This window comes from Streptomyces olivaceoviridis (genome assembly GCF_014650115.1).
GTDB classification, from domain to species: Bacteria; Actinomycetota; Actinomycetes; order Streptomycetales; family Streptomycetaceae; genus Streptomyces; species Streptomyces olivaceoviridis.
Genome location: NZ_BMUI01000119.1, coordinates 1 through 752, shown reverse-complemented (window position 1 = coordinate 752; position 752 = coordinate 1). Strand labels below are relative to the sequence as shown.

General features: G+C 66.9%; 2 protein-coding genes. Both read right to left on the bottom strand.

Annotated elements, in window-relative coordinates:
- A partial coding sequence (locus IE273_RS43170) for an NAD(P)H-dependent oxidoreductase (protein ID WP_189820561.1) occupies positions 1-152 on the bottom strand: 152 nt, incomplete at its 3' end.
- Positions 153-160: 8 nt separating this feature from the next.
- The coding region (locus IE273_RS43165) for an LLM class flavin-dependent oxidoreductase (RefSeq protein WP_189820560.1) at positions 161-752 on the bottom strand (592 nt) is incomplete at its 5' end.

The following is a 752-nucleotide window of genomic DNA, read 5'->3' as shown; positions in this document are numbered from 1 at the left end:
AAGTTGTGCGCGATCTCCACCGCGAGGTCGCGCAGCTCGACCACCTCGATGTCCACCGCCGTCGTGCGGTTCACCGCGGCGGCCAGCCGGTCGGCGAGCAGCCGGGTGGAGGAGGGAACACTCAGCCCCGCCGACACCACGACCACCTTCATACGCTCGGTCATACGCTGCTCTCCTCCTTCTTCTCCTGCACGTCCTGCGTGTTCTTGGTGTTCTGGGTGTTCTGGGTGTTCTTGGTGTTCTGGGCGGCGAGCAGCGACTGGTGGGTCGGTGCCTCGGGCACGTCGGCGCCGCGTCCCTTGGCGAACTCCTCGCGCAGTACCGGCACGACCTCCTCGCCGAGGATGTCGAGCTGTTCCAGCACGGTCTTCAGCGGCAGGCCGGCGTGGTCCATCAGGAACAGCTGGCGCTGGTAGTCACCGGCGTACTCGCGGAACGAGAGCGTCTTGTCGATCACCTGCTGCGGCGAGCCCACCGTCAGCGGGGTCTGCTCGCTGAAGTCCTCCAGCGACGGCCCGTGACCGTAGACGGGGGCGTTGTCGAAGTAGGGACGGAACTCGCGCACCGCGTCCTGCGAGTTCTTCCGCATGAACACCTGCCCGCCCAGTCCGACGATGGCCTGCTCGGGCGTGCCGTGCCCGTAGTGGGCGTACCGGCTGCGGTAGAACTCCACCATCCGCTTGGTGTGGTCCGCGGGCCAGAAGATGTTGTTGTGGAAGAAGCCGTCGCCGTAGTACGCGGCCTGCTCGGCG